General features: G+C 33.1%; 18 protein-coding genes. 6 read left to right on the top strand and 12 right to left on the bottom strand.

Annotated elements, in window-relative coordinates; all coding sequences use genetic code 11:
* Positions 1 to 63 precede the first annotated feature (63 nt).
* From IPK14_08630 to IPK14_08605, 6 genes are all read right to left on the bottom strand, one after another.
* Positions 64 to 1,161, bottom strand: coding sequence for a 3-dehydroquinate synthase (locus IPK14_08630; GenBank protein MBK7993479.1), 1,098 nt, complete (start codon positions 1,159 to 1,161; stop codon positions 64 to 66).
* 4 nt (positions 1,162 to 1,165) lie between these two features.
* Entirely contained in the window at positions 1,166 to 1,858 is a 693-nt protein-coding gene (locus IPK14_08625) for an OPT/YSL family transporter (protein MBK7993478.1), read from the bottom strand.
* Positions 1,846 to 3,135, bottom strand: coding sequence for an oligopeptide transporter, OPT family (locus IPK14_08620; GenBank protein MBK7993477.1), 1,290 nt, complete (start codon positions 3,133 to 3,135; stop codon positions 1,846 to 1,848). The genes IPK14_08625 and IPK14_08620 overlap by 13 nt, the downstream gene beginning before the upstream one ends.
* Positions 3,136 to 3,308: 173 nt before the next feature.
* A complete protein-coding gene (locus IPK14_08615) occupies positions 3,309 to 4,772 on the bottom strand; it encodes a sigma-70 family RNA polymerase sigma factor (protein MBK7993476.1) in 1,464 nt (487 codons plus the stop codon).
* Between the two features lie 769 nt (positions 4,773 to 5,541).
* Complete coding sequence (locus tag IPK14_08610) at positions 5,542 to 5,775, bottom strand: hypothetical protein (protein MBK7993475.1); 234 nt, start codon at positions 5,773 to 5,775, stop codon at positions 5,542 to 5,544.
* A 44-nt stretch (positions 5,776 to 5,819) separates the two neighbouring features.
* Positions 5,820 to 8,195, bottom strand: coding sequence for a hypothetical protein (locus IPK14_08605; protein MBK7993474.1), 2,376 nt, complete (start codon positions 8,193 to 8,195; stop codon positions 5,820 to 5,822).
* A 91-nt stretch (positions 8,196 to 8,286) separates the two neighbouring features.
* Here IPK14_08605 and IPK14_08600 point away from each other — a divergent pair, with 91 nt between their 5' ends.
* The 5 genes from IPK14_08600 (at position 8,287) to IPK14_08580 (ending at position 12,708) form a co-directional block, all read left to right on the top strand.
* Positions 8,287 to 9,699: an alkaline phosphatase family protein gene (locus IPK14_08600; GenBank protein MBK7993473.1), complete on the top strand. Its 1,413-nt coding sequence runs from the start codon at positions 8,287 to 8,289 to the stop codon at positions 9,697 to 9,699.
* A gap of 24 nt (positions 9,700 to 9,723) precedes the next feature.
* Entirely contained in the window at positions 9,724 to 10,692 is a 969-nt protein-coding gene (locus tag IPK14_08595) for a VWA domain-containing protein (GenBank protein ID MBK7993472.1), read from the top strand.
* Between the two features lie 40 nt (positions 10,693 to 10,732).
* Positions 10,733 to 10,987 (top strand): hypothetical protein, encoded by a 255-nt coding sequence (locus IPK14_08590; GenBank protein ID MBK7993471.1) that lies wholly within the window; start codon positions 10,733 to 10,735, stop codon positions 10,985 to 10,987.
* 159 nt (positions 10,988 to 11,146) lie between these two features.
* The gene (gene hemC / locus IPK14_08585) at positions 11,147 to 12,058 is read left to right on the top strand and encodes a hydroxymethylbilane synthase (protein MBK7993470.1); all 912 of its coding nucleotides are present in this window, start codon (positions 11,147 to 11,149) and stop codon (positions 12,056 to 12,058) included.
* 119 nt (positions 12,059 to 12,177) lie between these two features.
* Positions 12,178 to 12,708, top strand: a complete 531-nt coding sequence (locus tag IPK14_08580; protein ID MBK7993469.1) for a M23 family metallopeptidase — start codon at positions 12,178 to 12,180, stop codon at positions 12,706 to 12,708.
* 64 nt (positions 12,709 to 12,772) lie between these two features.
* Here IPK14_08580 and IPK14_08575 read toward each other — a convergent pair whose 3' ends face one another.
* Complete coding sequence (locus IPK14_08575) at positions 12,773 to 13,057, bottom strand: hypothetical protein (protein ID MBK7993468.1); 285 nt, start codon at positions 13,055 to 13,057, stop codon at positions 12,773 to 12,775.
* Between the two features lie 366 nt (positions 13,058 to 13,423).
* On the opposite strand from IPK14_08575, the gene IPK14_08570 reads away from it, so the two are divergent.
* Positions 13,424 to 13,870: a hypothetical protein gene (locus IPK14_08570; protein MBK7993467.1), complete on the top strand. Its 447-nt coding sequence runs from the start codon at positions 13,424 to 13,426 to the stop codon at positions 13,868 to 13,870.
* Positions 13,871 to 14,043: 173 nt separating this feature from the next.
* Here the strand turns inward: IPK14_08570 and IPK14_08565 are convergent, their stop codons facing one another.
* The 5 genes from IPK14_08565 to IPK14_08545 all read right to left on the bottom strand — a co-directional run bounded on the left by IPK14_08565 (position 14,044) and on the right by IPK14_08545 (position 19,096).
* Positions 14,044 to 14,985, bottom strand: coding sequence for a TerC family protein (locus IPK14_08565; GenBank protein MBK7993466.1), 942 nt, complete (start codon positions 14,983 to 14,985; stop codon positions 14,044 to 14,046).
* 161 nt (positions 14,986 to 15,146) lie between these two features.
* Entirely contained in the window at positions 15,147 to 16,007 is an 861-nt protein-coding gene (locus IPK14_08560; GenBank protein MBK7993465.1) for a hypothetical protein, read from the bottom strand.
* Positions 16,008 to 16,104: 97 nt separating this feature from the next.
* Positions 16,105 to 16,860: a zf-HC2 domain-containing protein gene (locus IPK14_08555; protein ID MBK7993464.1), complete on the bottom strand. Its 756-nt coding sequence runs from the start codon at positions 16,858 to 16,860 to the stop codon at positions 16,105 to 16,107.
* Complete coding sequence (locus IPK14_08550) at positions 16,861 to 18,471, bottom strand: VWA domain-containing protein (GenBank protein MBK7993463.1); 1,611 nt, start codon at positions 18,469 to 18,471, stop codon at positions 16,861 to 16,863.
* Between the two features lie 34 nt (positions 18,472 to 18,505).
* On the bottom strand, positions 18,506 to 19,096 hold the full coding sequence (locus tag IPK14_08545) for an RNA polymerase sigma factor (protein MBK7993462.1): 591 nt from the start codon (positions 19,094 to 19,096) through the stop codon (positions 18,506 to 18,508).
* Positions 19,097 to 19,207 lie beyond the last annotated feature (111 nt).

The raw sequence follows: 19,207 nt of genomic DNA, 5'->3' as shown, positions 1-19,207 counted from the left end.
TTGAAATTAATTAAAATTTGCTCATTAGTTTTTAGCAAACTCTCAATTTGTCATACCTTAAATTTATAATGTTTGCAAAACTTGATGAATAACATTAATAGGAACTGTTTGCCCAATAATAACACGTCCTATTTGCTCTGGCAGCACAAATATTAATTGTCCTGCTAATGATTTTTTGTCCTGTTGCATAACCTCTAATAAAGTTTCTACAACTATTTTTTTTGTACTAGGTAATCTACCATAATTATTTATTAATTTAATAATTTTTTCTGTTTGTTGACTAGAGATTAAACTTAAGTTATTAGCTATAAGTGTAGCAGCAATCATACCATAACCAACAGCCTCTCCATGCTTAAAGAGCTTATAATTAGTAACTGTTTCCAGAGCATGCCCTACAGTATGCCCAAAGTTTAGAATTTGTCTTTCTCCACTTTCATGCTCATCTCGACTAACTACACTAGCTTTAACTTTACAACAAGAAATAATTATTTCTGTTAATAAATCAATATTTCTTGCTAATATATTGTTTTTTTCTTTTTCTAACAAATAAAAGAGCTTTTCATCAGCAATCACTCCATATTTTATTGCTTCATATATAGCTGCTACTAATTCTCTTTTAGGTAATGTAATCAGTACATTTGGATCAATAATTACTAATTTTGGTTGATGAAAAGCACCTATTAAGTTTTTTCCTTTTTTATGGTTTACTGCTGTTTTGCCACCAATAGCGGCATCTATTTGAGCAAGAAGTGATGTAGGTATTTGAATATAATTAATTCCTCTTAAATAAGTAGCAGCAACAAACCCTGTTAAATCCCCTACAACACCACCACCTAAAGCGATCAAAGCATCCCGACGTTCTAGGCGTTGTTCGATTAAAAAAGTGAAAAGCTTTTCTGCTGTAGCTAGAGTTTTATATCTTTCTCCATCTCCAATTAAAAAATGTAATGGTTGATAACCTAAAGTTTTCAAGTTCTGACAAAGAATATCTCCATAAAGTGCAAAAACTTTTTTGTTAGAAACCACTACAATTTTTCTACAATGAGGTGATAAAACTCTAGGAATTTTGCTAGCGCATTTTTTTAATAACCCTACTGCAATTAAAATATTATAGCTACGACCTGAAAGTTCTACATTTATGCTGGTAGTGGTTTCTTTCATAAAATTAAGCAATTTTCTTTTTATCTTTAGTTGCTAAAACAAGTAATGTTACTACTATTCCTATTATAAATAAACCTGCAAAAATACCTGTATTTCCACTTAAAATAGTCTCGCTTTGTTTAGGAAGAAGTTTAGCTCCAACTGCACCAGCAATTGCAATTCCAGCCAGTCCTTCACCAGCAATCAACCCTGAAGCACATAACACACCTGCGCTAGAGTCACTTTTTTCTCCATCACCACCTGTAAAACGACGTACTAGCCCACCAACAAAAATAGGTGTCATAGAGCTAAGAGGAAGATAAAGACCTATAGCAAAGGCTAGCCCCGGCAAACCTGCTAGTACAGCAGCAATTGCAAAAGCTACTCCAACGCCTACAAGACCCCAAGGCAATGAGCCTGATAAAACCCCTTCAATAACAGTTTTCATAAGTGTAGCTTGTGGTGCAGGTAGTTCTTTAGAGCCAAATTGATAGGCTTGACCTAGTGCCAAAACCGTTCCAGCAACTGCCCAACAAGCAATTGAAGCACTTAATAATTGCCCTGCTTGTTGTCGATAAGGCGTAGCACCAACTAAATTACCTGTTTTTAAGTCTTGAGAAATATCACCTGCTTTTGAAGCAGCAATACAAACTACGGTTCCAACAGTTAAAACAGCTAATTTTGCTCCTGTGTCGCTGTCCCATCCTAAAAAACAAATATTGCACTAGTAGCTAGCAATGTTACTAGCGTCATACCAGAAGTAGGATTACTTGACACTCCTATTAATCCTACAATCCTAGAAGATACAGCAACAAATAATATACCAAAAATAGCTACTCCCCCAGCAGCAACTAATCTTTGCACCAAGCTAAGATTACCTGCTAGTAACCCAGGAACTAAAGCTAAAACCAAAATTACTAAAATAACTCCAGCAATAATTACTCCTCCAGGTAAATCTGTATCTAAACGATTGTTTGGGGTATTTACATCATTTTTATCTTTTGACAACCCACTAACAATTGCTTTTATAGAACTAAACATGGTTGGAAGTGCAGTTAGTACAGCAATTGTTCCTGCTGCTGCCACAGCACCAGCACCTATATAACGCACATAAGATGACCAAATTTGTCCAGCCGCCATTTCACGAATAGGGATTTTATTTCTTAACACTTCTGGAAATAGTGGAGCCGTTAAACTATCGCCAATTATTGCAAATAATGGGATTAGTACCGTAGCAGCAATTAAACTACCAGAAACCATAATTCCAGAAGCACGATAACCCACAATATAACCAACCGCCATTAAAGCTGGAGCAACTTCTATAGCTAAAACTGCTTTAGGCAACCAAGGCAAGTTATATTCTATTAGTTCAGGTGTTAAATGAAGCAGTCCTAAAGATAACTTAATTATTATTCCTGCTCCTAAACCAATAAAAATCCATTTAGAGCCTGCTGCATCACCTTTAGAAGCTTTTAATACTTCAGCACAAGCCCGCCCTTCAGGATAAGGAAGTTCTGCATCTGCTTGTACAATTAAGAGTTTACGAAGTGGAATCATTGCACAAACACCTAAAATTCCACCTAATAAAGCTAGTATTGCTACTTGCCAATATTGCGGTGGAGAATTCCATAAAAACAAAGCTGGGATAGTAAAAATTGTTCCTGCCGCTAGTGAAGAACTAGCACTACCAATAGTTTGTGCTAAATTAGCCTCTAAAATTGTACTTTTTCCCCAAATACTTACACCTAAACGAAAAACAGCAATTGAAAGCACTGAAATAGGAATTGATGTAGATACGGTCAAACCGACTCTTAGACCTAAATAGGCATTAGCAGCACCAAAAATAATACCAAAAATAATGCCTACAGCCACAGCCTTAACGGTTAATTCGATTATTTCTTGTCTAGCTTCATTTGTACCTGGCTTTGTTAATGGTGTAGTTTTAGCTATTTTTTCAGGATTTGAAGCTTTTTTCTTATCAGGATTTTTTTTCATTAAATAGCCTCTATTGATATATATTGATATATTCTGAAATTTTAAACTACTAAATATCCACTAGTGCTTTCTAGTTAGATTTACTAGCTTTTAACTAATTTGTTATTGAAAAATTTTATTGAAAAATTTCAGGAAATTTTTATTATTTAAAAGTTTGAAAAATTTTACCTTAGTTAGTCTACAAAAAAAATAGTATCTGTATATAGAGTTGCTATTTGAAGTTTTGTTTGTAGAGTTTTTAACATTATTTTAAGCGATTTATTAGGTTTATATTCACTCATTAAACAAGACATTTCCAAATATAGTTCCAATTCCTCTTTAGCATTATCCATTATTATTCTTATAAGGTTTTTAGCATTATTTATATATATATTTGAAAAGACAATAGCAAAATATTGCTCGCCTAAATTAAAAGCCTGATCTTCAATATTTCTTATATTATTTATTATAAGGCTAGATAGTTTTTCTACAACGCTACTATCTAAAGTATCATAATTCTTAGTTAAATTCCAATAAAGAATACAAACTACAAAACTTCCACCTATTTTTTTAACTTCAATAGCTTTATTTTCTAAAGTAGAATAAAAAAACTTATTATATAGTAAATTATCTAGTTTTTTATCTAATTTTTCATCTAGTTTTTTATTAACTTTATTTTCTATATACTTATCATTAATTATTTTATTTTTTTCAGTATTTAGTAAAGACCTTATATGACGGCGTGCAGTTTGTAGATAAGTGCGAACTAATTTTTTGTCAATACCCAACTTAACACTAATATTTTCATAAGATAATCCCTCATAATAATGGAGAAGCACACATTCTTGATGAATTTTGTCTAAAGTAAGTAAATATGGCGTTATTTGCTTTTGTGGACTAGTTAGACGAATTACCTCTTCTATATCAAAGTCTTCTGATAATTGGACTTCCCGTTTTATCTTACGACGCGCATTAGCTAAAAATAATTTAGTAAATTTATATATCCAAGTGGAAAATTTAGCTTGACCATTTACTTGAAAAGTTTTTAATTTTTCCATTAACTCTAAAAAAACTTCTTGTGCTAGATCATAGGACTCACCTTCTGGTAATTGCTTGCAAATTTGTATTCTTACACTTTCAAAGTACCTATTATAAATTTCTGTAAAACTCTCTTTAACTCCTTTCTGATAAAGCAAAATTAATTCATCATCTAATTTGTTTTCTAAAGTAATTAAACTTTTTTTATCAAATTCTTCTAAAAAAGTGTCTTCACTGGATTTATCTTTGTCATTATCATTTTCTAATAAAGTTATTTTTTCCTCTAAATAACTGTAATTAAAATATTTTGTAGCTTTATCTAACATTAAAGTAGGTTGATCTTCATCTAACAAACCTCTTTCAGTTAAATATTGTATTGCTTTTTGTACTGTATCTTTACTTAAATTACAACTACTAGCAAGTGAACGTATACTTGGACGATTACTTAAAGAAAATCTTTCTTCTTTTTTAAGAATTGTAGCTTGAGATATACAAGCAAGAAAAATTTTGATTGTGACAGGTGGCATCTCTTTGTAGTAAACAAAAAGGTGTTTTATAGCAGCTTGTTTTGCTATTTCAAGTAGTTGGCTAGTTTCATTATTACTTTCTTTAGAAACCATTTTTAATATAAAGATAAAATTTAGCTACTTCTTTAGATTTTATAATTAAATCTTAATTTAACATAAAAAAAGGGATGTGACTCAAGTAACATCCCTTTAATTCGCCCCCCTATAAAGCATACTTGGTTAAAAAATGTGATCTACACCCTCACTAATTTCTGTTAGATTTTTACTTTTTATAAGTAGATAAAAACTTTTTTCGCCCCCGCGCTATCAGTATTTATCTCTTTTTGATTTATTGTTTTGGATTTGCAAAAACAATATTGTTATTAAAAACCCAACTTCTTCCAAGCCTGCTATCGATTTCTTCCCTATTGTCTGCTAGCTTACTTCTTGTAGTGATATATCTTTCTAATACTTTACTGTCTTAACCCAAGAGGTTTTGCACAAATAAAAAATTTATTTTTATAAATTTTAACCACTTCTAACAAACCTTTTAATTACAACTCTTTAACATATAGCATTAATATAATTTTAATATAATCTTAATGCAATCTTAATATAATTTTAATGTAATTTTAATGAATACCTTATGTTTCAAAACTAAAAAAGTTTTCTAAAATTCTTAGTAAAAATTTATCTCTTTGTTACTAGTATGATCAATGTAGCTATAAGTTGTTTACTATGAACAAATGCTGATTACTAATAATTTCTGTAAAATAGAGTTTTCCTATAACTGTCCTTAAATTTAGGACAACTAGAATAATAAAGCCTGGTTTTTACTGAAATATTTTAGATAAGATTGTAAAAGATCTAGCTGTCCTTAAATTTAGGACAGCTTAGTTTCTTGCAAAATTTCTACTTCACCCCGTGAACCATCTACACGTAGTAATTGTCCATCCTGAAAAATTTCTGTTGCCTGTTTAATTTGCAATACTGTAGGAATCCCACATTCCCGCGCTACTACCGCGCCATGTGAAAGCAGCCCTCCTTCCTCTAAAACCACAGCCGCAGCCAAGCTAAAAAGAGGTGTCCAACCCGGATTTGTATGTGGTGCAATCATTATTTCCCCTGCTTTAAGTTTAGCTGCTTGTGACAAATCATGAATTATTCGCGCTCTAGCAATAACTTCCCAGCACTACAAGCAACACCAACAAATTTTTCTCCACTACTAGCAACTTTTTTACTTGCTTGAAGTTTTACTCCTTGTCCAATAATAGTTGGTGGATTAAAGTTTCTATAACACTCAGCAATTAATTTAGCTCGTTTAATACTTGTTTGAACCGTTCTAGCTGATATTTTCTCTGATAGTAAATCTAGTAACTCTTCTCTTTCTAACCAAAAAATATCTTCTATTTTTTCTAAAATTCCTTGTTCTACAAAGCGTTGACCTTGAGCAAGAAAAACCCTTTGACATTGGTAATAAGTTTTTGACAAAGGAACTCTAGTAATTTCTCTCCATTGACAATAATGGGCAACCAACCTTAATTTGCTTAAAAAAGTAGTACGTCTTAGTAAACCTATATTTTTTAAGGCGTTAGCTTGTTCTTCTTTCCGACATTTTCTTTGTTTTTCCATTGCTGCGGCTGGGTTTTCACTTTTTTCACCTTCAAGATAATTTTTTAATATAGTTAGCGGAAAACTGTTGTCATCAGCCCAACGCGCACAAGAGAGATCTTCATCATTAGGAGCTAAAAAAGCATATTTTAATAAATAGTTTTTTAAGTCTTTAACAAAACTTTTTCCTTCTTTAAGTTTTTCACATTCTGCAATTAAATCTTCTGTTTCAGTGCTTAAAATTACTGTTTTTAATTTTTCATCTGTTTTAGCACTGCTTGCTAGTTCCCAAAGCTCAATTAGTGGGCCCGCTGTGCTTATTTGGGTTAATCCTGTTAATAAATTAGCTACAGAAATTTGTTTTTCTGTAGGCAATTTAGCATTTATCTTTTCTATATAATCTCGGAAATCATTTTGTGCTTCAGTAGCTAAAAAAGTACAAGTCATTGCTATTCGGTTAGTTTGATAGTGTAAATCTACCATTTCCTTAGTTTTTTCTATCAAAGTTTTATCACTAAAAGTTGTATAGTCATTATTTGCTAATTGAGCATCTAGTTTTTCATAGTTTTCAATATATTTAGCTGCTTCTCGCCAAAAAGAAAAATACATCCATTGCAAGCGTAAAAAAACAGGTATACCTCTTAAAATATTAATTAAAGTAAATGGCGTTGTTACTCCATCCGCTTGATAAGCAGGGTTAATTCCTACAGTAATATCAAAGGTGCGTTCACAATATCCAGGTATTTTACTAATTGAGTTTTTAACTATATCTACATTCCAATAAGCACGACCAAAAAAACGTCGTCCCCATTCTATAGGAGTTTTACCATCATAAAGACCTATTCTATTAAGAAATTCTGCTAGTATATTTCCATAGTCATAACGTAGCGATAAGGAAAAAGAGAGAGAGTTAACTAGCCCTGGCATCACCTCTCGAAAGTTAGCTGATGACCATTGACCTAACTCAGGAGCAAAGCTAAATGCTGTTAAAGAACGCGCTTGGAGGATATAAAACTTTTCTTTGTCCTGCGCCCATTCAATATCTATTGGAAAACCATATTCTTGTTGCACTTTTATAGCTATTTTGGCTAACTCCAACACGTCTTCATTAGTCAAAGTTAGGCTATTAGCTTCTAATGAATCTAAAACTATTTCTTGTGTTCCTTGACCACTATCAGACACAAGTTTTAAGACTTTTTCTCCTGCTTTAATTTCTAAGACTTGTAGGTCAAAAGGATCTACAAGATAGCGATCAGGTGTAACAAGACCCGACACCAAGGCTTCACCTAGTCCCCAACAAGCTTCTATAACCATTTCTCTTTCATTTCCAGTCAATGGATTTAAGGTAAAAAGTACACCTGCCGACCGAGCATCTATTAACTCTTGGACGACTACCGACATTCCATGAGCAAAGTGGTCAATTCCCTTTTCGCTACGATAGCTAAAGGCGCGATCATTCCAATAGGAAGCAAAACAAGCTTTAATTTTTTCAATTATTTCTTCTAAAGAACTGATGTTTAAGAAAGTGTCATATTGCCCAGCAAAAGAAGCTGATTCTAAATCTTCACTTGTTGCAGAAGAGCGAACAGCAAAACGACTATTTTTTGGAAATTGGCTTAGGGCATCTTTTATTTCTAAGCTTAAAGATAAATTAGCATTTACAATGCTTTGTCGTAGATGATTTAACTTACTGGTTAATTCTTCTGCTATGAGCTTATTAGATTTAACTATCTCGGCAAGAGATTTTATTTCTGTTGTTAGATTATTTTCTTCTAGAAATTGCCAAAATGCTTCTGTAGTAAGACAAAAGCCATTTGGGACACAAATACCTGCTTGGCTAAGTCGAGCCAGGTTTATAGCCTTTCCTCCTACTAGGTTAGTGTCTGTTTTTTCTATTTCTGAAAAAAATAAAATCTTTTTTGCCACTCCTATAACCTCAAAACAAGCAACTCAGATACAAGCTAATTTAATCACATGCTATTATTAGGGAAATTTTTCTATTTGAGCTTAATCAACTATGCTTAAAAACATCTATCATTTATATTTGTTAATCTTTTTAGTTTTTGTCTATCTAATACAATTTCCTGTCAATGCTCAAGAGCAAAACAAAAATCCAAAGCCAGAAAACTATGTTGTACTAATTTCTATTGATGGAATGAAGCCAGAATATTACACCAAAGCAGATCAATATAAGCTAAAAATTCCAAATCTTCGTGCGTTTTGTCGTGAAGGTAGCTTTGCTGAAGGTTCAGAAACCGTCTATCCATCTTTAACTTATCCATCACATACAACTTTGGTGACAGGAAATAGACCTGCAACACATGGAATTATTTCTAATCAAACTTGGAGAGGATTGGAAACTAATAAAACCGAAGAATGGTACTGGTACGCTAACGCCATCAAATCCCCTACACTTTGGACAGAAGCGCGTAAGGCTGGGCTTAAAACTGGTGCCGTCGCCTGGCCAGCAACAGCAGGTGCAGAAATAGATTATCTTATACCAGAAATTTGGGAAGGATCTTTTAATACAAGTTTTAAGACTAGTATAGCTAAATCTACGGCAGGACTATCAGAGCTAATATTAAAATCTTTACCTGATCCTCCACCTACATTGCTTAATGATCTAGTTAGAGTTCAAGCAGCAAAAGTCATTATTAGCAAATATAAGCCAAATTTATTGTTAGTGCATTTTGTAGAAGTCGATTATCAACAACATAGAAAAGGTATTTTTTCATCTGAAGCCAAAGCCAAACTAGAAGAAACAGATGAATTTATTGGACAAATAATTAATGCAACTAAAGAAGCAGGTATTTTTGAGAAAACTAGCTTTTTTGTTGTCTCAGATCATGGTTTTGCTCCTGTAGAAAAACAGTTTCGTCCTGCTGTTTTACTTGCAAAAGAAGGCTTTATCACAATAGCTAAAGATGGTCAGGTGATAGACTGGCAAGCACTCCCCTTTGGGCAAGGTGGCTCAACTGCTATTATGATGAAAAACCCTAACGATAAAATCTCTGAATTTAAGATAATAGAAATGTTGGAAAAATTTGCTAATAAGCCAAATAGCCCAATTAACCGAGTTGTTAAACGTGCAGAGTTAGACAAACTAGGCTCAAGCACTGAAGCAAGTTGTTTTCTAGAAGCAGCACCAGGTTATGAAATTAATAGCGAGTTAACTGGAAGCTTAACTGAAAATTCTAAGGATTATTTAGCAACTCATGGAGGTTTACCAACACGCTCAGAAATGTATGCTTCTTTTATTGCTTCTGGTCATGGCATTAAAAAAGGTGTACATGAACCATTTACTAAAAATATTCATGTTGCACCAACTATAGCAACTATTTTAGGCTTTAGTTTGCCACAAGCTGAAGGTCGCCCTATCAGACAAATTCTTACTGTTGAAGTACCAAAAATTAAAGCTGCGGCTAAGTAGTTGCTAATCAAAGGTTTAAGTTTTATGAAAAAGTTAATTTTTGTCTTAATCCTGTTTTTATTTTTTGCTAATAACTCTTTTGCCCAACAAAATGATATTGTTGGAGAAGAAAAAGAAATTATCCTAGAATTCAAAACCCAACTTGTAGTAGTTCCATTTAGCGCAATAGACCGAACCAATAAACCAATTAATGACTTAAAGGCTGAAGAAATAAAGCTTTTTGAAAATGGACAAGCGGCTCAACTAGTTTCTTTACAACGTAGTAGCAAACAATCGCTTAATTTTGCCTTGCTACTTGATTTATCTGGCAGTATGCAGCCTCATTTAGAATCTGCCCGTCAGTCAGCTTTTAAGTTTTTTGACCAAGCAATTACAGAAAAAGACTTAGCCGGAGTTGTAGCTTTTCAGCAAGAAATAGTGGTTTCTCAACCACTTACTAAAGATAAAGCCCTGCTTAAAGAAGCTTTAGAGCGTCGTCATATGGTTTTACCTGCTCCCGGTACTTTAGGCCCAGCACTTGACGGAGATGATAAAAAGTTAAATGGAACGGCTCTTTATGGAGCAATTTATGTTGCTGTTGATGAGCTTTTACAAGCGGCTAATGGGCATCGTGTTCTTGTGCTAATTTCTGATGGTTACGACTCCGAAAGTGGGATTGAACTGCGTGACGCGCTAGATTATGCTTGGCGACGTGAAGTTACTATTTATACAATTGGTTTAGGAGAAAAAGCAGGATTAAACCAAGAAGTATTAGAACGTCTTTGTTCAGCAACCGGCGGACGTGCTTTTTATCCTAAAAATTCTTTAGAATTAGATCAGGTTTTTAACCAAATTGATGAAGATTTAAGACAACAATATATTTTATCATTTTATCCTAATTCAGAAGCTGACAACTTGTTTCGTACCATAAAGATAGACATTCCTTCTCGTCCATCTTTAAATATTCGTCATCGTTTTGGTTACTACAACAGTTTAGTTGATGAAAAACAGTAGTTAGATTTACAAATAGACAAAAATAAAGAGGTTAGCCCCAATGAAAACATTAAGTTTATTAATTTTTCTCCTCATAACCTGTATTGCTCCATTAAATACATTTGAAGAACCAACCTTAGATAAAGAATTTAAAATAAAAATGAATAGCCACGTTGTTATTCAAAACGAAGCTATAAAAATAACCTTTAACAAAGTCTTAGAAGATTCCCGTTGCCCAAAAGGTGCAAGATGTATTGATGCTGGTAGTGCTAGAGTTAGTCTAACTCTAGCAAAAATAGTGATCAAAAAACAGTAGAACTTAGTAGTTTTAGAGGTACAAAATCTGTTGAGTATCAAGGTTGTGAAATAAATTTCGTCAACCTTGAACCTTATCCAGATGCACATAAACCAGCTAAGGGTGATCCTGTCGTTACTTTACTAGTTAGTAAGAAAAAATAAAACTTAAGGAATAATAATGATTAGAATTGGTTCACGTGGTAGTAAATTAGCTCTTTGGCAAGCAAATTGGGCTAAAAGCTCATTAGAAAAAGCTTTCCCCTCATTAGAAGTTACAATTGAAATTATTAAAACTACTGGAGATCGTTATCAAGAAGTTACTCCACCAGAAAATATGCCTAAAGGACTTTTTACTAAGGAAATTCAAGACGCATTACTAAATAATGAAATTGATGTAGCTGTACATAGCTTAAAAGATCTAGCAACTGACTTAAACCCAGACCTTTTTTTAGCTGCAATTACTGAACGAGAAAACCCTTATGACGCGCTAATTAGTCGTAGTGGACAGCCTTTACATCAACTTCCAGAAAATGCTCATGTTGGCCCGACTTCAACCCGCCGTAAATCTCAATTACTTAGCCAACGTCCAGACTTAAAAATTACAGATCTTCGAGGTAATGTAGACACTCGCTTACGTAAGTTAGATGAAGGAATGTATGATGCAATTATTTTAGCCTGTGCTGGGCTAACTCGGCTTGGGCTAAAAAGCCGTATTTCTCAAGAACTTACACCAGATTTAATTATTCCTGCTGTTGGGCAAGGTGCGCTAGGAATTGAAATTCGTGCCAGTGATGAAGAAACTCGCAAACATGTCTCTATCTTAAATCATGAAGAAACTCGCAAAGCTTGTCTTGCTGAAAGAATTTTCCTAGCTGCTTTGGGCGGTGGTTGCCAAGTCCCTATTGCAGGTTTTGCCCAAGTAAGCGACAAGGAAATAAAAATGATGGGTTGTGTTGCTAGTGTTGATGGAAAAACAATAATTAAAAAGGAAATTTTAGGAGATTTAGATAATTATCAAAATCTAGCTCAAAATCTAGCCCAAGAAATTCTTTTATCAGGCGCAGATAAATTAATTCAAGAGTTTAAGTAGATGTTAAAAAATACTCTAAAATTATGATTAAAAATAGCTTACGTCTAGGCTTAATAGTAATTTGTTTGTTATTAAACTTAACAATTCAGAATTTAAGCATAGCATCTGCAAATATTAAATTGGCTACATTTAATTTAGCTAAAGAATTTATTTATCCTATTGGAAAATCTGACAAAGTAACTCAAGCAAAAGATGGGGACGGATGGTATAACGCAAGAGATTTTCGAGAAGTCAATCACCTAGGAGAAGACTGGAACGCGGAAACAGGCGGAAATACTGATTGTGGTTTACCGGTTCGCGCTATTTCAAATGGAAAAATCGTTTTTGCTGGCACAAATATAGAAGGTTGGGGAAATGTTTTAATTATCCGTCATACTTTATCAGACGGACAAGAAATAGAATCTCTTTATGGACATCTCAAATCATTTAGTAAAACTTCTGGTGATGTAAATATGCGGGAAGTTATTGGTTTTATTGGCGATGGAGGCGGAATATATAATTGTCATTTACATTTAGAGATCCGTTTTTCTAATTGCCCAAGTTGGGGGAGCAATGGCCCTGGATACGCCTTTGATGCAAGAGGATGGGCAGATCCTTCTAATTTTATTGATTCACGACTCCCTAAAAAACCTTCTAGCAAAAGAAAATAAAGTTTATAAACTAGAAAACTCCACAATTGGCATGTTTTCGCGCTCAACTGTGGAGTTTTTAGTTTTATATGTTCATCGGCCAATTACCTCTACAAGTATATTTTGTTGGCCCATTTACACTTGTAACTGTGAGGTTATTATCAGCATTATGATTATTTGTACCTTTTGAATTGTAAACAAGTGTTTGGTTAACCGTGAAATTTGCTTTTGTGGGTACATCTTTTAATGTTACAACCCAAGTTCCAGTGTTTGCATTTAGTTGAGTTACTGTCGCTTCATCAACTCCTGCATAATTATCAGCACGGACACTTTGGTATATATGACCACCTTTATTTGTTACTGAAGGCATAGTTTATCTCCTTTTAGCTTGCTTTTGTAAGTTTCTACTTGGATATAGCGAGATTTGTCTAAAAAAAGCGTCTCACAAATAACTTAAACCCCTATGATTATTTCCTTACTACCAAAATTTGTAGGCTTTGGGACACTCTTAAGACACTTTTCTTACAGTTATGCAACATATTGTGTACTATGCTACAAGTGTCTCAAACAAACACAAATTTGTAACTAATAGATATAACTACACTTAATAATTTATTGTATTTTTGGTACAAAAATAGCAGTTCTGAAAAGGCAAGTCTAAAGCTTAAAAATTGATATAGGGCATTTACAAAAAACTATATCTATAAACTAAATAATTATTCTAAAGGAGAATTTTATGGCTATTATTAAAAACAGTACCAGCTTTAAGTTAAAATTTGCTGTATATAGAGCAGATGGTTTACTTATGTCTAATACCACACCAGTTTTAGAGTCAGGTGATTGTCTTGAAGTTAATGGAGGTGATACAAAAGGCATAGACTGGTTTATATTACTAGTTTTTCTTAAAGACAGTTCTATCCCACCTGCGGTTAATGTTACCCAACAAACTCAAGGAGTAGGAGTAACTTTAGGTCTTACAGTAGCTGAAATAGGAGGATTTACTGTAGGGGTTAATATTGTTGGTACAACAAATTTTTCTACTCCACTTGCAGGAAAAACCATAGGAGACAATGACAGATTAAAACTTGAAAAAACAAGCAGTCTGCAATTAAGTTTTCTGGATTTAGATGCCTCTAGCACTTGTAGTAACACCCATCAAATTTCAAGTTTGATAAATCGTTAATTATAAAAATTTTAATTTTTCTATCTTAAAAAATATTGCGTATGTTAGCTATTAGTTAAAAAATTAAGTTTTGCTGCATAATAAAAAATCAAGAGTTATAGCAAAATTTATAACTCTTGATTTTTAGTTTTAAAAGACAAGACTAGATCTTATTTTGTAGAGTTTTAGAAATTTTATTGTCCTGGTTCAACAGATTTTTCAGCTTCTTGAGGCTTAAACACTATAGAAAGAACTATAGAAATAGTTAAAACTCCTGCAATTACACCTAATGCAACAGCAATAGGTATTTTATAAAAATCAGAAATCATCATTTTTACACCAATGAAAACTAAGATAAAACATAGTCCATAGGAAAGATAATGAAACATTCCCATAATTCCAGATAAAGCAAAATAAAGGGCGCGAAGTCCAAGAATTGCCATTATATTAGAGGTATAAACAATAAAAGGGTCTGGAGTAATAGCTAAAATAGCAGGTATAGAGTCTACAGCAAAAATTACATCGGTTGTTTCTACAACTACAAGCACAACAAATAGTTGGGTAGCATATAATTTCCCATTTTCTCTTAGAAAAAATTTACCAACGCCATATTCGGTTTTGATAGGAATAAACTTGCGAACAAATTTTAGCACTGGGTTTTTCTCTGGTTCTATATCTTCGTCCTTTTCCATTACTAGTTTAATTCCAGTAAAAATTAAAAATGCACCAAAAATATAGATTACAAAATGAAAATAGCTAATTAGCGCGATACCAGCAATAATAAATACAGCCCGCATAAATAACGCGCCTAAAATACCCCAAAACAATATTTTATGCTGATAAAGTGGCGGGACTTTGAAATAGGAAAAAACTAGTAAGAATACAAACAAATTATCTACACTTAAGGATTTTTCTATTAAATAGCCAGCTAAAAAGCTAAGAGCTTTTTCTGAACCAAGCCAATAATAAATAAAACCATTAAAAACCATTGCTAAACTAATCCAAACCGCACTCCAGGCCAATGCTTCTTTTAGTGAAACTTCACGTGCTTTACGACGAACTAGCCCTAGATCCAGCGCAAGCATAAACAATATAAAAACGTGAAACCCAACCCATGCCAAAGTCTGTTGTGACATAGACGCTCCCTTATTTAATTCGATAGGCTATATCTTATCGAAAAACTCCACACAAATAAAAAGACCTTTTGCTAAATTACAGCAAAAAAACAATAACCCAGTGACTTCTCACCGGGTTATCGTTGGATGCACTTTTAGAGCGTTAGGATTTTAAATTTTTCTTATTTAACTTTTTTTACTGACACGACTAAAATAACTGCATCATCTGAGTTTCCAATGTTTGCCGTACCAACTACAACTTGTTCACCTTCTCGCAAACTAAGACCTGTTAAAATAGAAGCCTCAACATAATTTACATCTGTAGCATTTGAACCATCTCTTGCCTTTATTGGAACTGGTGTACGCATTCCAAAAGCCATCCTTCTAACTTGTACCATTTCATTATTGGCTTCATCAGTTCCTAGTTGAATATCTGTTAACTTGTAATTATAAAAAGTCTTACTAGTTGTTAGTGTAGGATTTAGTTCTATAGAACCTTGTGCTTCTATTTCTTTTCCATCCTGAGCGCGGTTAAAAACTGTTGTCACATAATTATAGTTACTATATTGCAAAGTTTTCTGTAATTCTGTAACAACTGGAGCTAAATTCTTTGGCATTTGTTCAGTATTTTTTCCAGCACGAGAAGCAGTAATAATATGTAGCTGAAATTCTAAATTAGCAGGTAGCTTTTCTGGTACGTCCAGGCGAGTTAAAGCACGTTCAATTACAGTAACATTTTCTGGATAATCCCGTACAGTTATAGTCTTAAAGCTTCGGTCTGAGTTAATTTGAGTGCCTTTTTCAAAGCTGCTTAAACCTCTTAAAACTCTAGCTAACGCATCAGGATCACGATGTTTAACTTCAAAAATTTGTGTTTTTAAGTCCTTATTTACTACTCTTTCTGGCTCAGGTGTTGGGGTTGTGGCAGAAACAGCAGCTTTTGGGCTAGGTGCTGTTGTGTCAACAGTTCGCGGTGCAGATTGAGCATAAGTTGTAATAGTAAAAAGAACAAACATTAATAGCAAAGTTAGATAAACTCTCATTCTTTACCTCCAAAATTATTTATTATAGATTTTTACGGTTGTTGTTTATTAATTATAAAATTGCTTGCTAGGGCTTAAGTTGTCTTAAAGCAGTAGTTTAGCTAGTAGTGCGTTTTTCTACCTTTTCTTCTTTGTTAACAAACCAAATAATTCTGACATTAGGATTACTGGTTTGTATCTCCATTTTTACTTTATTATCCATTATATTTTCTAAAGCTACATTATCTATAATGAATTTTTGATTTTTATTAGCTGTATTAATATCATTTACTAAAGCTATCTCAGATGTGTTAGTTAGTTGTATATCACTAATTACCTTTTTATTTGCTTTTCTACTAGTTTTTATATATCGATTCTTTTTATATGCTACTGGTTGTCTTATTCCTTCTACATTATTTATAACTTCATTTTTTACTAATTTATTATCTGATTTAGCCACTGGTTTTTCTAAACTAGTATTAACCTGATTAACTGTTGCTTGATTGGTAGCTTCTTTTTTATTAACAAATAACAGATAAGTTGAAGTAGCAAGTACAGCTAAAATTACACCTGAAACAAAAGCATAACGCCAAGAACCAAAGGAAAAGTTAAATATTTTTTGCCACCAACCTATCTGTTTATCTTGCTTTCTAATCTCAGCCATTACATTAGCACGAAGTTTAGTAAATACTTGCTCATCAATATTTAATTGCCCAAAGTTTGTTAAAGACACTTGGCTTTCTTGCAACTCAACCTTAAATTGACTGCATTCTTGACAATTATTTAAGTGTTGTTCTAGTTCTTTAACTTCTTTATTTGATAAATCGCCGCCAACATATAAAGCTATTTGTGTTTCAAACTTTGGGCAATTCATTTATCTACCTCCGTAGGAAGTATTTCTTTCAACATTACCTAAACCTAGTTTTTCTTGGTAATCTTGAATAATATTTAAGATATAGCTTATATCCTTATCGCTCATTGTTGGATAAGAGCTATAAACTTGGTTAATTGTGCTATTTGCAATATGGCTAGCTAATTGTCGGTTATGAAGCTCATAAGCTACAACCATATCCTTAAGGGCTTGAGACAAGCAAGCTATGGTAAAGTTTTTCTTTACTTCCTCATCCATCAAAGCATTTACATTTGATGTTTCAGTAACTTGAATAAATGCTTGCTCACTTTCTGAAATAGAACGCTTTTGAGCAATATCATCATAATAAAGTGTTACTCTAACAGGTAATCTTCTATTTGTAATTTCTCTATTAGCTCGTTTTAATCCAAATTGCATCATTACAACTTGTGTAGCACCTAAATTTAGGTTATCTAACATAATAGAAAAACTATCGTGTTGATGATTAGGTTGATAACCGTAAAGATGATTAAGTTGTAAAGCGGGGTCATATTCAACGTGTAATCTTACTCGGCGAGCAACAGCAGCAACTAAACTACTTACTTCTTTAACAAAAATCTTTTCTACATCTTGAGCATCTGCAACAAAGTGATAAAGTCCTCGTCCACTATTTGCAAGCTGTCTTAGTAAATCTTCGTTAAGATCTCGCCCTACACCAATAGTAGAAAGATCAACACCTCTATCATTAAATCGCTGGGATTCTCTAGCAATTTGGTTTGTGCTAGTTACACCAGCATTAGCAATTCCATCTGTTAGCAAAACTACTCGATTTGTTGCATCCTTGCGATAATATTTTACAGCCTCTTGATAGCCAAGCATTAAACCTGCGTGTAAATTAGTAGAGCCGTTTGGTTGAATACTACTAATAGCATTAATTAGAGTGTGTCTATTACCTGTTAAATATTGAGCAGGCCATAAAACTTGGGCATTTGTATCATAGGTGACTAATGATAAAACATCGCCATTTTTTAATTGATTAACTAGTGTAATTAAAGCACTTTTAACTTTTTCTAGCTTTGCATCATCAGCCATTGAACCACTACGATCAATTACAATTGATAAATTTACAGGTGGAAGATTCTGACGATCGTTAGTAAAACTTGTACTTAAGCCTATTTGCAAGACTCCTTGGGAATTAGTTAATGCAATTTGTTCACCACCCCATCGAACATCCATTGCTATTGCTTGGCCTGCTTTTGGCAGTGGCAATTGATGTTTATGGTAATTAATAAATTCCTCTACATGAATTTCATTTGATTTTAGCAAGTTAGCAAAATAATTATTTGCTGGTTGATAATTTGGTTGATAACTTGGTTGGTAATTTGGTTGATAACTTGGTTGATAACTTGGTTGATAACTTGGTTGATAACTTGGTTGATTGTAGTTGTTTTCTACAGCATCTCTAGTATAAGAAACTGAACCAGAACTAGTTCCTACTCTATTTTTTTCTTGACTCTCAGTAGGTTTTGAGCGTGAAACTGAGCTTGAACTAACTCCAACTTGAGCAAAAACACTAGTGACACTAAGAAATAAAAACATTACTGCAAAAATTATTACTTCTCTTTTTTGTTTCATTTATTTTTCTCCTCTCTTGCTATTACTACTTGATTTATATTAATTTACCAAGAAATTTATCTCTATATTTCTTGATTTTTACTCTTGCCATACTAATTTGACTACGAATAGTTGCTTCTGCCGTACCTAAGAGACGAGCTACATCTTTTGTTTCTAGTCCTTCAATATCTCGTAATATTAGGACTGTTTTTTCTTTTTCTGATAATGTTTCTAATGCTTGATTGATAATTTTCTTTTCTTGTACTAAATTTATTTCTTCTTCTATATTCTGGCTGCTAGCAATATTATTTATTGTCTCTTTTTCTGAGTCTAAGGATAATGTGCTGTGTTTAGTGCGTTTTCTAGCAATATCACGACAGCTATTTACTGTCATTTGATAAAGCCAGGGGAGAAAATCTTTTTCTTCATTAAAGTTATGTAGATATTTATGTAGTTTTAGGAAAACTTCTTGTGCTGCATCTCGTCCATCATCTACATTTCCAAGTAATCTAATAGCTGTACCTAAAACTTGACGTTGATAAAGAATCAAAATTTGTTCAAAAGCATGATTGTCTCCCAATTTAGCTTGAGCAATTAAGGATTGAACTTGAGAAGAGGAAAAGGTTTTTTCTTCCTGCTCAATCATCATTGCCATCATTGAAAAATCAATTGCTACTCCACTCAACTTAAAAGCTCCTACTCTAATTGTGTTTTCATTAAGCTATACCAAAGTTATTGTAAAAGCGTTTAAAACTTT

The organism is Blastocatellia bacterium, assembly GCA_016713405.1.
Classification (GTDB): Bacteria; Acidobacteriota; Blastocatellia; order Chloracidobacteriales; family JADJPF01; genus JADJPF01.
This window is presented reverse-complemented; position numbering and strand designations above follow the sequence as displayed.

Excerpts from the sequence above, each read along its gene's own strand:
- IPK14_08595 (MBK7993472.1), top strand. The coding sequence starts at position 9,724 with ATGAAAAAGTTAATTTTTGTCTTAATCCTGTTTTTATTTTTTGCTAAT.
- IPK14_08560 (MBK7993465.1), bottom strand. The coding sequence starts at position 16,007 with ATGAGAGTTTATCTAACTTTGCTATTAATGTTTGTTCTTTTTACTATT.
- IPK14_08555 (MBK7993464.1), bottom strand. The coding sequence starts at position 16,860 with ATGAATTGCCCAAAGTTTGAAACACAAATAGCTTTATATGTTGGCGGC.
- IPK14_08550 (MBK7993463.1), bottom strand. The coding sequence starts at position 18,471 with ATGAAACAAAAAAGAGAAGTAATAATTTTTGCAGTAATGTTTTTATTT.
- IPK14_08565 (MBK7993466.1), bottom strand. The coding sequence starts at position 14,985 with ATGTCACAACAGACTTTGGCATGGGTTGGGTTTCACGTTTTTATATTG.
- IPK14_08630 (MBK7993479.1), bottom strand. The coding sequence starts at position 1,161 with ATGAAAGAAACCACTACCAGCATAAATGTAGAACTTTCAGGTCGTAGC.
- IPK14_08620 (MBK7993477.1), bottom strand. The coding sequence starts at position 3,135 with ATGAAAAAAAATCCTGATAAGAAAAAAGCTTCAAATCCTGAAAAAATA.
- IPK14_08610 (MBK7993475.1), bottom strand. The coding sequence starts at position 5,775 with ATGATTGCACCACATACAAATCCGGGTTGGACACCTCTTTTTAGCTTG.
- IPK14_08545 (MBK7993462.1), bottom strand. The coding sequence starts at position 19,096 with ATGATTGAGCAGGAAGAAAAAACCTTTTCCTCTTCTCAAGTTCAATCC.
- IPK14_08575 (MBK7993468.1), bottom strand. The coding sequence starts at position 13,057 with ATGCCTTCAGTAACAAATAAAGGTGGTCATATATACCAAAGTGTCCGT.
- IPK14_08570 (MBK7993467.1), top strand. The coding sequence starts at position 13,424 with ATGGCTATTATTAAAAACAGTACCAGCTTTAAGTTAAAATTTGCTGTA.
- hemC (MBK7993470.1), top strand. The coding sequence starts at position 11,147 with ATGATTAGAATTGGTTCACGTGGTAGTAAATTAGCTCTTTGGCAAGCA.
- IPK14_08615 (MBK7993476.1), bottom strand. The coding sequence starts at position 4,772 with ATGGTTTCTAAAGAAAGTAATAATGAAACTAGCCAACTACTTGAAATA.
- IPK14_08600 (MBK7993473.1), top strand. The coding sequence starts at position 8,287 with ATGCTTAAAAACATCTATCATTTATATTTGTTAATCTTTTTAGTTTTT.
- IPK14_08590 (MBK7993471.1), top strand. The coding sequence starts at position 10,733 with ATGAAAACATTAAGTTTATTAATTTTTCTCCTCATAACCTGTATTGCT.